Origin of the sequence: Kyrpidia tusciae DSM 2912 (assembly GCF_000092905.1) — a bacterium.
GTDB lineage: Bacteria > Bacillota > Bacilli > Kyrpidiales > Kyrpidiaceae > Kyrpidia > Kyrpidia tusciae.
This window is the reverse complement of sequence record NC_014098.1, coordinates 1,506,437-1,519,843: the sequence shown is the minus strand read 5'-3', so window position 1 is coordinate 1,519,843 and position 13,407 is coordinate 1,506,437. Positions and strand designations below refer to the sequence as shown.

17 protein-coding genes are annotated in these 13,407 nt (G+C 60.9%); all 17 read right to left on the bottom strand.

What is annotated here, in order from left to right; genetic code table 11:
• Window positions 1-3: 3 nt before the first annotated feature.
• The 17 genes from fliP to fliE are packed head-to-tail and all read right to left on the bottom strand — an operon-like array spanning window position 4 to window position 13,399.
• A complete protein-coding gene (gene fliP, locus BTUS_RS07510) occupies window positions 4-798 on the bottom strand; it encodes a flagellar type III secretion system pore protein FliP (RefSeq protein WP_013075511.1) in 795 nt (264 codons plus the stop codon).
• Window positions 785-1,303 (bottom strand): FliO/MopB family protein, encoded by a 519-nt coding sequence (locus BTUS_RS07505; RefSeq protein ID WP_013075510.1) that lies wholly within the window; start codon window positions 1,301-1,303, stop codon window positions 785-787. The genes fliP and BTUS_RS07505 overlap by 14 nt, the downstream gene beginning before the upstream one ends.
• Window positions 1,300-1,662 (bottom strand): response regulator, encoded by a 363-nt coding sequence (locus BTUS_RS07500; RefSeq protein WP_013075509.1) that lies wholly within the window; start codon window positions 1,660-1,662, stop codon window positions 1,300-1,302. The genes BTUS_RS07505 and BTUS_RS07500 overlap by 4 nt, the downstream gene beginning before the upstream one ends.
• A gap of 4 nt (window positions 1,663-1,666) precedes the next feature.
• Window positions 1,667-2,845: a flagellar motor switch phosphatase FliY gene (gene fliY / locus BTUS_RS07495; RefSeq protein ID WP_041305318.1), complete on the bottom strand. Its 1,179-nt coding sequence runs from the start codon at window positions 2,843-2,845 to the stop codon at window positions 1,667-1,669.
• Window positions 2,846-2,855: 10 nt separating this feature from the next.
• Window positions 2,856-3,854, bottom strand: coding sequence for a flagellar motor switch protein FliM (gene fliM, locus BTUS_RS07490; protein WP_013075507.1), 999 nt, complete (start codon window positions 3,852-3,854; stop codon window positions 2,856-2,858).
• A 14-nt stretch (window positions 3,855-3,868) separates the two neighbouring features.
• Window positions 3,869-4,312 carry a flagellar basal body-associated FliL family protein gene (locus BTUS_RS07485; protein ID WP_013075506.1) on the bottom strand — a complete coding sequence of 148 codons (444 nt, stop codon included), beginning with the start codon at window positions 4,310-4,312 and terminating at the stop codon, window positions 3,869-3,871.
• On the bottom strand, window positions 4,275-4,505 hold the full coding sequence (locus tag BTUS_RS07480) for a flagellar FlbD family protein (RefSeq protein ID WP_013075505.1): 231 nt from the start codon (window positions 4,503-4,505) through the stop codon (window positions 4,275-4,277). The genes BTUS_RS07485 and BTUS_RS07480 overlap by 38 nt, the downstream gene beginning before the upstream one ends.
• Before the next feature lie 46 nt (window positions 4,506-4,551).
• Window positions 4,552-5,349: a flagellar basal body rod protein FlgG gene (gene flgG, locus BTUS_RS07475; protein ID WP_013075504.1), complete on the bottom strand. Its 798-nt coding sequence runs from the start codon at window positions 5,347-5,349 to the stop codon at window positions 4,552-4,554.
• 52 nt (window positions 5,350-5,401) lie between these two features.
• The gene (locus BTUS_RS07470) at window positions 5,402-5,857 is read right to left on the bottom strand and encodes a flagellar hook capping FlgD N-terminal domain-containing protein (protein ID WP_013075503.1); all 456 of its coding nucleotides are present in this window, start codon (window positions 5,855-5,857) and stop codon (window positions 5,402-5,404) included.
• 32 nt (window positions 5,858-5,889) lie between these two features.
• Window positions 5,890-7,374, bottom strand: a complete 1,485-nt coding sequence (locus tag BTUS_RS07465) for a flagellar hook-length control protein FliK (protein WP_013075502.1) — start codon at window positions 7,372-7,374, stop codon at window positions 5,890-5,892.
• A complete protein-coding gene (locus tag BTUS_RS16835) occupies window positions 7,371-8,030 on the bottom strand; it encodes a MotE family protein (RefSeq protein WP_013075501.1) in 660 nt (219 codons plus the stop codon). Before BTUS_RS16835 ends, BTUS_RS07465 begins: the two co-directional genes overlap by 4 nt.
• The gene (locus BTUS_RS07455) at window positions 8,027-8,464 is read right to left on the bottom strand and encodes a flagellar FliJ family protein (RefSeq protein ID WP_013075500.1); all 438 of its coding nucleotides are present in this window, start codon (window positions 8,462-8,464) and stop codon (window positions 8,027-8,029) included. Before BTUS_RS07455 ends, BTUS_RS16835 begins: the two co-directional genes overlap by 4 nt.
• Window positions 8,461-9,786, bottom strand: coding sequence for a FliI/YscN family ATPase (locus BTUS_RS07450; protein ID WP_013075499.1), 1,326 nt, complete (start codon window positions 9,784-9,786; stop codon window positions 8,461-8,463). The genes BTUS_RS07455 and BTUS_RS07450 overlap by 4 nt, the downstream gene beginning before the upstream one ends.
• A 6-nt stretch (window positions 9,787-9,792) precedes the next feature.
• A complete protein-coding gene (locus tag BTUS_RS07445) occupies window positions 9,793-10,545 on the bottom strand; it encodes a FliH/SctL family protein (protein ID WP_013075498.1) in 753 nt (250 codons plus the stop codon).
• The gene (fliG, locus tag BTUS_RS07440) at window positions 10,535-11,542 is read right to left on the bottom strand and encodes a flagellar motor switch protein FliG (RefSeq protein ID WP_013075497.1); all 1,008 of its coding nucleotides are present in this window, start codon (window positions 11,540-11,542) and stop codon (window positions 10,535-10,537) included. The genes BTUS_RS07445 and fliG overlap by 11 nt, the downstream gene beginning before the upstream one ends.
• Before the next feature lie 6 nt (window positions 11,543-11,548).
• Window positions 11,549-13,069, bottom strand: coding sequence for a flagellar basal-body MS-ring/collar protein FliF (fliF, locus tag BTUS_RS07435; RefSeq protein WP_013075496.1), 1,521 nt, complete (start codon window positions 13,067-13,069; stop codon window positions 11,549-11,551).
• 24 nt (window positions 13,070-13,093) lie between these two features.
• Window positions 13,094-13,399 carry a flagellar hook-basal body complex protein FliE gene (gene fliE, locus BTUS_RS07430; RefSeq protein WP_013075495.1) on the bottom strand — a complete coding sequence of 102 codons (306 nt, stop codon included), beginning with the start codon at window positions 13,397-13,399 and terminating at the stop codon, window positions 13,094-13,096.
• Between the last annotated feature and the right edge of the window lie 8 nt (window positions 13,400-13,407).

Here is a 13,407-nt window from a genome sequence, read left to right as displayed (position 1 = left end):
ACCTCACACATAGCCCGCCAGGAGCGATTTCACGATCAAATACCAGCCGTCGGCCAGAACGAACAAAAGAATCTTAAAGGGCAACGACACGATCACCGGGGGGAGCATCATCATGCCCATGGCCATGAGAACACTTGAAATCACCATGTCGATGATGAGAAACGGGATAAAGATCATGAATCCGATCTCGAAAGCGGTCTTCAGTTCACTGATGGTATATGCGGGCACCAACAACGACATGGGGATGTCCTCCACCCGGTCCGGAAGGGCCACATTTCGGTAATCCAAGAACAATTGCAAGTCCTTTTCCCGGGTCTGTTTGGCCATAAAATGTTTAAAGGGCACCTCGGCCCGGGCAATGGCCTGGGTCTGGGTCAATTCCCCCCGCAGATACGGCTGAACGGCCTGCTGATTGACCTGGGACAAAGTCGGGGCCATGACGAAAAAGGTCAGAGCCAGGGCAAGGCCGATCAACACTTGATTCGGAGGGGTCTGCTGCACCGCCAGGGCGCTTCGCACAAACGAGAGCACCACGATCATCCGGGTAAAACTCGTGATCATGACGAGAATCCCAGGAGCCAGGGAAAGAACGGTGATCAGTAAGATCAGCTGAAGGGTGCCCGCGACCCCTTGAGGGGAAGAATCAGGCTGTAGAGTGGACGGCAATCCGGGAATAACAGCGGTCGGGTCCGCCGGCGCGGCCAGGGCGCACCCCGTTTTCATCACCAGGAAAGCCGCCAGGACGACAGCAATCTTCATTCCCGCATGCTTATAGAATCGAAGATCAGTCATCCCCATCCATTCCCCTCTGTCTCTGGAGCCACGTCCGGCGCCGATCGGCCATCTTTTGCAGGACCTCGGCCAGTCGGCGGTCAAAACCCGGGGCCTTCCCTTCTTCACTCCGAAGGCTTTGTTTTCGCTGTGGATCCTCGATCACTTCCAGGACGCGGATGTCCTGGGCCACCCCCAACACGAGCACCCGATCCGCCACTTCAATTAGATGAACCGCTTTACCTGGTCCGAGAGGGAGGACGCCCAGCACTCTGAAGCTGTCAGATCCCGCCGCTTTCGGCCAGCGCCCCCGCAGCCACCTGGACGCGACCCAGATGAGGGCCAGAATGACCAGCAAACCCAGCCCGAGCTTCAGAAAGGATAGCGACAAAGACGGCTCGGGAGGGGGCGCCGAAGGGGTGCTGGGAGGAGCGTGACGGACCGCATCTTCCACAGAATTCGCCACGGCCAAACTCGTACGTGGCCACGCGAGCAACCAACACCACCCGGCAAAAGCCAACACGGTCTTCATCCCAAAGTCTTGCGGACCGCTTCCAAAACGCGATCCGCCTGAAACGGCTTTACGATAAAATCCTTGGCCCCGGCCTGTATCGCGTCGATCACCATCGCCTGCTGCCCCATTGCCGAACACATGATCACTTTCGCCTCCGGGTCGATGGCCCGGATCCGCTTGAGCGCCTCAATCCCGTCCATCTCGGGCATCGTAATGTCGAGGGTGACGAGATCCGGTCGAAGTTCCTGAAACTTTTCCACAGCCTGAATGCCGTTCACCGCTTCGCCCACCACTTCGTACCCGTGCTTGGTCAGAATCTCCTTGATCATCATGCGCATGAACGCGGCATCGTCTACGACGAGAACTTTGCGACTCACCTTCTCACCCTCCCTGCTGTACACCGCGCATTCGATCCCGGGGGTGTACAATGTCCGTCACCCGCACCCCAAAGTTTTCGTCGATGACCACAACTTCCCCTTTTGCGATCAATTTCTGGTTGACGTAAATATCCACCGGCTCCCCGGCCAGGCGATCCAATTCCACCACAGATCCCAAGGACCAGCTCAGAACCTCCCGAACAGACTGATGGGTGCGGCCAAGCTCGACACTCACCGTGAGGGATACGTCGAGCAAAAGATCGAGGTTATCCGTCCGGGGCGCTTCGGCAGCAGGGGAATGGAGCGGGCCGAATTCCACCGGCTTGACGACGGTCTGCGCGCCGGCGGCCGCCTCGGTTTGGGACGTCCCGGCTTCCTGATAACCGTTGGGCCGATCCGCCCCAGCCTTCTCTTGGGAGGAGACGGTTTGCTGGCCGGAAACCTCCCCAGGGGACGGAGCACCGGTCCCCGTGGACGGCTGGGCTCCCGAGGCTTGCGACGGCTCCGGGCCAGGAGCATTCGCGCTGTCCTGCGGCCCGAGTAGCGCCGTCACCATTTTCTTGGCGAAGCTGAGAGGAATGAGCTGCATGATGTGCGAATCGATGAGATCGGCGACGATGAGGCGAAAGGCCACTTTCACCACGACCTCTTCGCCGGAAAACAGCTCCCCCGGCGGTTCCTTTTGAAAATCCACAATTCGGGCCGTTGGCGGCGAAATGTTGATTTTCATGTTAAACATCTGGGACATGGAGGTGGCCGCCGACCCCATCATCTGGTTCATCGCTTCACTCACTGCGCTGAGCTGCAATTCATCGAGCTCGCCTTCCGGGGGAGCTCCTTGACCGCCCATCATGAGATCGGCAATGATCCGGGCATCCTCCGGGCGGATAAACAAAGCGTTGAGCCCCTCAAAACCGGCGGTATACTGGACCTGCACCGCAACATGGGGCACGGGAAATTCGCTGCCCAGTTCCTGGGTTTTGGCCGCACTCACCATTGGCGTGGTGATTTCCACCCGTCTGTTCAAAAGGGTAGACAGGGCCGTGGCGGCGGTTCCGAAACTGATGTTGCCAATCTCCCCGAGGGCGTCCCGCTCCATCTCGCTCAGGATTTCTCCTTGTTGGGGAGAGGTCATGGCCCCTCCCCCCCGAAGAAGCGCGTCGATTTCATCCTGAGATAGCATATCGGACACCTTATTCCCCCCTTTCGTCATCGGCGATCTCTGTAATTTGAACCGCGAGCCGACCGTGATCCACTCCGGGGCGGCCAAGATATTTCACCCTGTCCCCGACATAGATCTCCACGGGCCGGTTCACGGACTGATGAAGGGGGATGACATCCCCGGCGGCCAGGTGCATCAAGTCGTAGAAATCGATCGAGGTCCTTCCCAAAACCGCCCGGATTTCCACCGGAGCCGCCCGCAGGCGTTCCCGCAGAGCCTCCTCTCTCGCAGGATCCAGCGCCCGGCCCGCCTGCCCCATGCCCAGCATGTGCTGGGAACTCAGTTTCGGCAACAACCGCTCCAAGGTCAGATGGGGCATACCAATGTGCATTAACCCGGTGGTCTCCATAATCCGCATGCTGACGGAGACCACGGCCACGGTATCGTTGGGCGCCGCAATCTGGAGAAACTGAGGATTGAATTCGATAAAAGACAGAGTCGGCCGCAAGTCCTCGACAATGCCCTTCCACGCATCGCCCAACACCCCGAGAGATCGGCTCCACGACCGTTCGAACACCGTGGTCTCAATTTCCGTAAACGCCCGGGCGCCGGCCAGTTCCAACCCTGGCCCCCCGAGGAGGCGATCGAGCATGACAAAGGCGACGTCCGGTCCAATCCCGATCACCCACCGCCCGCTGAGCGGAGCCAGATCCACCACGAGCAGGGTCGAAAGCTGCGGCATGGAGCGAATAAACTCCTCGTAGGGCAGTTGCTCGACCGAGATGACATCCAGGTGCATCCAAGTCCGCAATTGTGCCGAAAAATACGTGCTGAGCATCCGCGCGTAGTTCTCGTAGATCCGGGTCAGACTGCGCAGTTGATCTTTCGAAAATCGCATGGCCCGCTTGAAGTCATAAGCACGGATCCTGCGCTGCTCTTCTTCCTCCTTCATGGCCTCCGCCGAAACCTCGCCGGAACTCAATGCCTGTAAAAGGGCGTCGATCTCTCGTTGCGACAAGACGTCCGCCACGGCTCGTCACCCCCTTACTGAACGATGATGGAGGGAAAATATACTTGGGTCACTCGACCATTGTGAAGAAGCTCGTTGACCCTCTTCATGATGTCCCCTTTCAACTTCTCCTGCCCTCGGGGCTGGTCGAGATCTTCCCGTTTCCAGGAATGAAGAATATCGTTCACGGCGTCCTGGATCTCCACTTTTCTCAGTTCGAGCTCGCCCTTCGCCTGGTCGGAGCTCGCCTGAAGGGAAACGCTAAACTGAATGACACTTCCCCCGGCGAGGTTGGTGGTCATTTGCGGCAGGTCATAGCGCGTTTTGGCGAGATCGGCCGCCGTCGGCGGACCCGAGGAAGTCGCCCGAGACCCGATGACATACCACGCTCCCACGCCCACCGCCGCGGCCAGCACCACGATTAACGCCCACGTCAGCCCTTTACTCGTCGCGACTCCCCCCTTCCCGTCGGTGTCCACGGATGCCGCGCACCAAGCCGATGCTCCGATAGTAATCGGTCACCCGAGCGGCGATTTCCCCCACCGTTTCCCGGACGACCAATTTTCGTCCGGTGGACAAGGTCACCACTGTGTCCGGGCTGGCTTCCACCGACTCAATGAGCAAGGCGTTCACCCAAACTTCCGATCCATTCAACCGGGTCAGCGGGATCACAATCGGTCACCCGGGCCCGCCGGCCAACGCGGCATGTCCTTGATCATCACCGTTTCAGGTTGACGACCTCTTGCAGCATCTGGTCGTCGCTGGTGATCGTTCGGGCATTGGCCTGGAATGCCCGCTGGGCGATGATCATTTCGGTAAACTCATTGGTTAAATCCACGTTTGACATCTCCAGGGCTCCGGAGGTGATGCTGCCGAAAACCCCTTGATTCGGGGCTTGCACATCCGCCGTTCCGGAGTTTGTCGTCTCCACAAACAGGTTGTTCCCGATCTTTTGCAGGCCTTCGGGGTTGGCGAAATTGGCAAGCCCAATCTGGGCGGCCGTTTGGGTGGTCCCGTCATCCAGCAGGCAGTTGACATTGCCGTTTTTATCAATCGAAACACTTTTGGTGTTGTCGGGCAGTTGGATAGGCGCTCCTCCCGTATCCAGCACAAACAACCCCTCCGAGGTCACGAGGTTCCGATTACTGTCAATGTGGAAATTTCCCGCCCGGGTGTAGGCCTGGGTGGCCCCGTCCGAGAGTTGGACCACGAAAAAGCCATTGCCGTCAATGGCCAGATCTGTAGGCACCCCGGTCATCATCGGAGCTCCGGGAGTCATCGGCGTATCGATGCTCGCCAACCCTACCCCCAGCCCCACCTGCTGGGGATTCGAGCCTCCGGTCGTGTCCCCGGGCGCCGTGGCCCCAGAAAGAGTCTGGCTTATCAGGTCGTGAAACATCACCCGGCTCGCTTTGAACCCCACCGTGTTGACGTTGGCGATGTTGTTGCCGATCACGTCCATCTTGGTTTGAAATCCACGCATGCCCGAAACCGCTGAGTATAACGATCGCATCATGGCCGCTCATCCCCTTTTGCAGATTCACTCTCCAGAAGAATTCAGGCCTTCCTTAAACCCCGGTGCCTCCACCCGCCTGATCCGTGCCATCGCCGACCTCCAGAATGGAACTCCACGGAACCGAGAGACCACCGAGATCGAGGTAGACCAGGCCTTCTTTGACTTGCATGGCTTGAGCGACCCCGGACTGGATGTTTCCTTTGTCGTCGAGGTAAGAAATCCGCTTCCCGATCCACTCCGCCGCCGCCTGCATCTCGGTGGCTGTCGCGGCCTTCTCCTGACCCTCGGCCACATTGGTCATTTGTTCAAGGGCCGAAAACTGGGCGAGTTGGGAGATAAACTGTGTGCTGTCCATCGGCTGGAGCGGGTCTTGGTTTTTCAACTGAGCGACCAACAATTGAAGAAAGGAATTCTTATCGAGCTGACTGTTGGGATTGATCACGGAGGTCGGGCTGGCATATCCCGAAGAGTTTGCCGCGTTCATCCCCGTCGCCGCCACTTCGCTCATGTCGTTTCCCCCTTTCGCGGTCCTGGACCTCCTCACACCATCGCTTCAAAGCCCGAGGTCCCCGATAATCGTAGAGCAGTCCCCGCCGTCGACGGATAGTCCCCGGGCCCCTCCACCCCTTCATTCCCGACTCCGATCCCACCCGTTCCGCGGTCGGCGACGGGTGGCTGGAAACCCGAATGAGACTGCCCTTGTCCCGTGCTCGCCCCCCCAGTGAACGCGGCACCTGAACCAGTGCCTCCGCTCATAATCGGGGTACCCCCCACGTCCAGGCGTTGGACCGGGATGTGGTTTTGTTGCAAATGGTGAATCAGTTGCATGGATTGCTGTTGAATCATCGCCTGGGTTTCCGGGGAGGCCGCGTGAATCTGCACGTGCAGCCGGCCTTCCACATCCATGTGGGCAATGACCTGCACCGGCCCGAGATCGGCAGGCACTACCGTCACGCGAAGGGTCGCGCTCTCCCCAGGTCGCCAGGCGCGATTCGCAAGGTTTGCCCCCACCGCATCAGCCAGTCCTTCACTGGGCACATTCGTCAGGACAGTTGGAGGTTCCTGCATGCCCTGACCTGGAAAGGCCCCCCCGGAAAGCCCCGCGAGCAGAGAATCGTCACCTGCCAGTCGCCCGGCCCCCGAGTCAACGGAAACTGCGCGGTGCGAAGGCGCATCCAATGCTGTCTTCGCCGCCTTTGCCCGGAAAGAGCTGTCGGTAAGAAGGTCGGTGCGCCCCTCCCGGACGGCGAGTGCTTGGACCGTGGGTGCCTCCTGTGGAATCCCCCGGCCCCTGGCCTCAACCCCTATCACCGCATTCCCGATATCCTCGGTCCCTTGGGGCTGGGCCGGCCCGCCAAGCCCAACGGCCTTGTGAGTGACACCTGCTTTCCTCGACTGGTCGACGGTTGTCGGTGAAGCGGTCAAAACCTTTCCACCTTGAGGAAGAGCCCCCACACCCGGGTTCTGCCCGCCCGTTCCTTGCAGCGGGCCAGGAGAAAGGCGATCTTGGAAGGCATGTTTCCGGGCGATTCCTTTCCCCGGTGCCCCCGATCCATCCGGCGCGTCGGCGTCGGAAGGGAGGTTCTCGGCTTTTCCCTCCTCTGACAAGGCGGGAGGTTGAAATAGAGACGGAGCGGATTGAGACCCCGTGCCACGCATTGAAACACTACCAAGTAGGTGCCCGCCTTTTTTCCCTTCACCAGCCGGCACCCCGGAGGCCGTGGCATGGGATCCAGGGAATAAGGCGGAGGCACCTCCGGGATACAGGGGAGAATTGCCCGATTCCTGGGCCGCCTCGCCGGGCAATCGTTTCTTCTTCCCGGTGGTCTTTCCGCCCCTTTCCAGATGTTCTTTTCCCGGCAAATGGCTTTCTAACACCCGGGTAAAGCGGCGGGCTCCTTTTACCTGGGCCTCAGCTGGAACGTGTGGAGCCCCTGGGCTAACCTCCGCCGACTTGCCGGAGGTGGGCTGGCCCTCCTCCCGGGCTGACCGGATGGCCGCCCCACCGATGGTCGCTTCGCTCATTGACCCGCCCTCCCCATGATCTGAATCACAGCCGCCGCCGTCTTCGGATCCATTTTCTCAAGGATGGCAGCCCGATCGTCTGTCGACAGACCTTGGAGGGCTGCCGCCGCCTCTTGAGGGGTCATTTGCTGCAAAATAGCCGCGGCTTTCGTGGGCACCATGGACCTGTAAACCTGGTTCACATCCTGGGCGGCACCCGGCTGGATGGGGCTCGGCACCCCCGGAGCCGTCCCGCCCCCTGCCGCCCCCGCCTCGGATGCAGCTCCTCCCACAGATCCCGGAGGCCCGGACACTCCCGGGGCCGCCCCTCCCAGCGCCGTGCCCCCGGGGCCCGAAGCCCCCGGGGCCCCTCCCGGGTTCCCGGAGCCTTGGGCAGAAGCCCGGGTTTGTTGCAAATGCCTCTTGGCATCGTCTAACTGGGCTTGCAGCGCACTCACCTGGGCCCGAAGCGCATCGATTTCCGCCTGGGCGCCTGCCGCCGGAGTGGGTCGGTTCGTTGGGAACAACCCTTGGACCACGCCGAGAGCCGTATTTTTGACCCGGGTGACGACGGGAAAACCGAGCAGAGAGAGGACGATACCCGAGAGCAACAAGGTGAGCACCAAGGCCATGGCGGCCACGGCGATCATCCATCGGAGGGAAAGCCGCGCCGTCATCCTTCCCTACTCTCCCCGGCCAGGCGAAGCAAAAATGCTTCCTCCCGGTCCTTTTCTTCACGTCGCTCCCGGCAGTGCCGCTCTTCTTCGGCTGCGCGTTCCTCTAACATTCCCCACGTCTTTGCCCACTTCCACTGGTCTAAAGTGGCTTCTCGGCACTGTTCCACTTTCCGCTCTGCCGCATCCAGTTGGTTTCCCAGTTCTGCAACTCGACCGGCGACAAAGGCTGCCCAATGTTGCCATAAGGTCCATTCCGCCGACGAGATCGACGCCTGGCGGGGGGCTGCCGCCTCCATCAATCTTCCGGACCAAGCGTCCCTCGCTTGATGCACAGCGTCCCGGCGTCGGGCGGCCTCCTCCAACTCGCTGACCCGGACCTGAAGGAGTCGCTCTTGCACTTCGCGAACCCGAGCTGCCCGTTTTGCGCTTCTCATCCGCCGCCCTCCTCGTTGAACATCTCCATGAGCTGGCGTACCGCCTCGCCCATGTCACTTCTCACATCGCGATTCTGGGCGAGGTACGCCCACATTCGGGGTCTAAGGCGCAGCGCGGTGTCTACCTCCAGTCGGGTCCCCTCGCGATAGGCGCCGATTTGAATCAAATCTTCCGCTTCTTCGTACGCCGCCAACAGGGCTTTAAACCGAGCCGCAGCCCGGACGTGAGCGGTCTCCGCCACTTGATTCATGAGGCGACTGGTACTCGCCGTCACATCAATGGCGGGATAGAGCCCCTGTTGGGCGATTTTCCTGGATAATACGATGTGACCGTCCAGAATGCCCCGCACGGCATCCGCGATGGGTTCGTTAAAATCGTCCCCTTCCACCAAGACGGTGTAAAAGGCGGTAATCGAGCCGGTACGAGCAGTTCCCGTGCGCTCCAACAGTTTTGGCAGGGCGGCGAAGACCGAAGGGGTGTAGCCCCGGGCGGTGGGGGGTTCGCCGGCGGCCAATCCCACCTCGCGGCAGGCCATGGCAAAACGGGTTACAGAGTCCATCAACAACAGAACCCGTCGTCCCTGGCGCCGGAACCGCTCCGCCATGGCTGTGGCGGTGAGCGCCCCTTTGATCCGCATCAAGGGCGGCTGATCGGATGTCGCAGCCACCACCACCGCCCGTTTTCGCCCTTCTTCATCCAACTCCCGGGCGATAAAATCCTGCACTTCCCTTCCCCGCTCACCAATCAGGCCAATCACCGTCACGTCCGCTTCGGTATACCGGGCGATCATCCCTAAAAGGGTGCTTTTCCCCACTCCACTCCCCGCGAAAATGCCGATCCTCTGGCCTTGTCCCACCGTGAGCAGCCCGTCGATCGCCCTCACCCCCACGGACAAGGGCTGGTTCACCGGGGTTCGGGCCATGGGCGGCGGGGGAGGCTGCTCGATGGGATCTTGAAATTCCCCCGCCACCGGCCCAAGCCCGTCGATGGGCCGGCCGAGTCCGTCTACAACCCTCCCCAAAATGCCCGGCCCAGTGGGTACCCGGAGGCCTTCGGAGACCACCTTCACCACGGCGCCATTGTGGATGCGGTCCAGGTCGGAGAAGGGCATCAGAATGAGCCGGCGGTTCCGGAAGCCCACGACCTCCGCAAACCGCGGTCCGGCGTCCGTTTCAATCGAGCAGAGATCTCCCACCCGCGCCACGGGACCGTTCGATTCCACCGTCATGCCTACCGCCTGGGCGACCCGCCCGGAAACCCTCCACAGGGGGGAGCGGCGAAGAGTTTCGCAATACGCGTTGGTGTCCCAACCTTCCTGCACCGGCTTTCACCCCGCTTGGCGAGCCCGGGCCCGGATTAGAGCCGCCGCTTCCTCCAGGGCCGTATCCACCCGGGCGTCGATTTCTCCGCCGGAGGAGGAAACCACCACATCTCCGGGGCGGAGGCGAGCATCGGCGACGATTTTCACCCCGCCATCCCCGTAACCCAGCCGCCCGGCGTCCAACTTGTCCACATCCCCGGGATACACCCGCACCACAACATCCTCGGCGGGCAACAGGCTCGCCACCGCCTCTTCGGCCACCACGTGGACGAAGCTTCGATCCACTTCCACAAGCCCCCGGACCACGCGCTGGGCGACCGCCACCGCCACCTCCGCCACGTGCGCCTCGGTGACCTCCGCCAGGCGTTTCCGTTCGGCCTCCACTTCCAAGCGCAGGGCTTCCAGCCTTTTCATCCGCTCCTCATACTCGGCCTGGGCCTTTCGCAGGCCTTCCTCCCTGCCCTCTTGAAACCCTTCCTCCCATGCCTTCTGATGAGCGGCCTGGCGTTCGCGTTCAATCTCCCGGCGCGCTACCTCGACCAGATCACGGGCTTCGGCTTGAGCCTTAACCAGCACTTCGGCCGCCTGGCGCCTGGCCGCTTCCAGTTCCTCTGCAGCCAGGCGGCGAAGGCGTTCTGCCACCTGAAGGGCCTCTTGAGCGGGTTCCGGACGGCCGTCGCGCGGATCTGGATTCCCGAGGACCACCGGATCCGCAGCCAACAGTTGAGCCACCGCCGATTTCACTACTCTAGACGACAATGTCGTCCCCTCCTCGCCCGATGATGATCTCCCCGCTTTCTTCCAGGCGGCGTACGACCCCGACGATCCGCTGCTGGGCCTCTTCCACGTCCCGGAGGCGAACGGGCCCCATGTATTCCATGTCCTCCCGGAAGGTTTCCGCCATGCGTTTGGACATGTTTCGGAAGATCGCCTCCTTCACGGTATCGCTGGCGACTTTGAGGGCGAGGGCCAGGTCGTTGGCATCCACGTCCCGGATGATGCGCTGGATCGCCCGGTTGTCCAAGAAAGCGATGTCTTCGAAGATGAACATCCGCTTCTTGATCTCTTCGGCCAAATCCGGATCTCTCATCTCCAGCGCTTCCAGGATCGTTTTCTCTGTTCCCCGGTCGACCCCGTTGAGAATCTTGACCAAGGAGTCGATCCCACCCCCCGGAGTAAAATCTCTCACCGAAAGGGCGGAAAGTTTACTCTCCAGGGTGCGCTCCACCTGATCCAGCACCTCCGGGGACGTACTTTGCAAGACCGCCAACCGCTGGGCCACTTCAACCTGGGATTCCGGCGGAAGGGCCGAGAGGATCAAGGACCCCTGTTCCGGCTCCAGATACGACAACACCAACGCAATGGTCTGGGGATGTTCGTTTTGGATAAAATTCAAAATCTGCGTCGGATCTGCCCGCCGGGCGAAATCAAAGGGACGCACCTGTAGGGAAGCCGTGAGTCGGTTGAGAATTTCCACGGCGCGCTGTTGGCCCAGTGCCTTCTCCAACACTTCCCGGGCGTACTCAATTCCACCTTTGGTGATGTACTCTTTCGCTTTATAAACCTGGTGAAATTCCTCCAGAACCAGATCTTTGTAACGCCAATCCACCTTGTGGAGATTCGCCATCTCCAAGGTCAGTTGTTCGATTTCGTCGTCGCGCAGATGCTTCATCACCTGGGCCGCCGTCTCCGGTCCCAAAGTGATCATCAACACCGCCGCTTTCTCTTTTCCGCTCAACCCTGCGGATCGTTGCATGACAACCTACTCCTCCGCCAACCAGGTCCGAAGCAGTTCGGCAAACTCCTGAGGCCGGGTTCTGGCCAACTGCTCCACCTCCCTGCGCCGCTGTTCTGCCTCGGGCAGTTCACTCTCCTCAAACAACGACGGCCGAGGCGCGGGAATTACAGGTTCTGGGAGTCCCTCCTCTGCCATCCGCCGCCGCTTCAGAGCAAACCAGATTCCGATGGCGGCAGCCACCGCGGCGAAAGCCCCGATCGCCCATCCGTATCGGGCCCACCAAGCAACCTGGGGCGCCGACTGAGCAGTCTGAAAGGGCATGCCCGTTACCGTCACCTTCTGATCTTGGGTGCCATCGTTCGGATAGCCCACCGCTGTGAGCACGTAGTTCCGGATCTGTTGTACTTGTAAGGGAGTGGGCTGGCCGTTCACCAATACGGAGACGGTCAAATCCTGAAGCGTAAAGGGCTGCCCCACCCGTTCGGTGACGATTTTGGATACCTCATAATTGATCGTCTGCTGGGATTCGTCATAAGTCCCGTTCCCCGTGGCCCCCTGGTACGTGGGGGGAGCGCCGGTGGCCATGCCCCCCGCCGTCGCTGTGCCCGGAACCCCTCCAACCCCGGTCCCCGTAGCGGACTTGGTGGATTTCTGAACACTGACCGGCACGCCGTTCTGGCCCACGACAGGCCGGACATCGCTTTGGGTGGATTTGACCTGATCAAAATTCAGCCTGGCGTTGGCCAGGACCACGACATTTCCCGGCCCGAGAATTCTTCCCAGGGCCGACTGAAGCCGATCGGAGATGAGTTGTTCGTATTGCTTTTGAATCAGGATCTGTCGGTCGGCATTGCTCACCGCGGTCCCGGCGTCTTCCGGGTGGTCGAGGCGGACGCCGTTTTGATCCACCACCGCCACGTCTGTCGCGTTCAGCCCTTTCACCGAATGGGACACCAGTTGTTGAATGCCCGCCACCTGGTCCGGGCCCAGTTGAGCGCCCGGAGCGATCTTGAGAAACACTGAGGCTTTTGCCTGACCCACGGGCTGTTCGACAAACATGTGCTGTTCGGGCATGACCAAGTGAACCTGTACATCTTCGACACCATCGATCTGCCGGATGGTTCCGGCAAGGCTCCCTTCCAGAGCCATGAGGGATTTGACGTTAAATTCGTTGTCGCTCATCCCCCCAATATTGGTGTTGCCGAACAAATCCTCGTAACCGACATAACCCGACTTCGGCAATCCGGCGATGGCCAATTGCATGCGGGCTCGGTCGGCGTCTTGCTCGGGAACCATCACCTGACCGCCGGAGGTCCGGTAAGGTATCTTCAGTTCGTCCAGTTTGTTGGTCACCTCTCCGGCGGCCTTCGCATCTAGATTTTGATAAATCACCACATAGCGAGGCGCGAGGGCGTACCAGGAGAGAGCGACGAGGAGCACCAGGCCCGCCGCGGCGCCGGCAATCAGCCAGCGCCGCCGTTTGGGGTCCAGTCCCCGCCACATCGTCCGGGCCTGTTCCAGCCATCGGCGCACTTGTGGATTCATACCCTCACCCCGCCCAAGCGTCGATTAGATCTGCATCCGCATGATGTCTTGATAGGCGGCCACTGCCCGGTCCCGGATCTGGACCACCGTCTGCAGGGCCAAGTACGCCTGCTGGGCCGCGATCATGACATCGTGAACATCCGGCCCCTGTCCAGCCACGAATTGAGCAACAATGTGATCAGCCCGCTGTTGTAAAGCGTCGACCTGATCCAGCGCCCGGCCGAACAATTCGCCGAATCCCCCGGAAGGGCGCGACGGCTCGGGGGCTGACGGAGTCGCGGATGGGAGGGCGGCAGACACTGATCCGATGGCATTCGCAGGTGTAACCATGCGTCAAC